We start from the raw sequence: 580 nt of genomic DNA, 5'->3' as shown, positions 1-580 counted from the left end.
CTCCAGCTTTTTTTCTGATCTTGATCTTAAACTGATCCTCCGCTACATCAATAAGCGTATTTAGGGCACTGATCTTCAACTGCGCATCTTCCAGCGCCTTTTTTAAAGCTTCCTTTTCGGGATCTGGCAAATCAGGCTGGCCTACGGCTTTATCCTTCATCTCAAACGGATCATAGACCGCAAGTTCGACATTTTCTTTCAACGATGCCTTAAGCCATTTATTTAGCGTTTGCCCACTCATCCCGTATGTCCTCCTCGCTGCATGAGGCGTTAATAAGCCCTGTTCTATCTGACGCACGATACTTCGCTTTTCTACCTCTGTTAAATCACTTCCCAACTGTTTTGCCTGATAATCCTTCGATCCGTGATTCCGCATCCAATCGCTTAGCGTACTGCGCGATACTCCATATTGATAAACTATTACACTCCGGGGAGTGCCTGACTCAATCGATTTTATGAGCTCATCCCGTAAGTTCGTTTGAAAATGGCCCCGCTCATGAAAGCGGGTTATCGGTGTGCCTTGATCGTCTTCTGTTTTCATACACTTCTTTTTAGTGTATAGTTTTTTCCGGACGAGTCA

General features: G+C 44.8%; 1 protein-coding gene. It reads right to left on the bottom strand.

All coding sequences use genetic code 11. The features are described from left to right. Nucleotides 1-541: COG3415 family protein (locus tag ACFFGT_RS19105; protein ID WP_377024121.1), on the bottom strand; the 541-nt coding region annotated here is incomplete at its 3' end. Between the last annotated feature and the right edge of the window lie 39 nt (nucleotides 542-580).

The sequence above is a fragment of the Mucilaginibacter angelicae genome, assembly GCF_042434235.1.
GTDB classification, from domain to species: Bacteria; Bacteroidota; Bacteroidia; order Sphingobacteriales; family Sphingobacteriaceae; genus Mucilaginibacter; species Mucilaginibacter angelicae.
The sequence above is the reverse complement of the archived record's forward strand: the minus strand, read 5'-3'. Positions and strand labels throughout refer to the sequence as shown.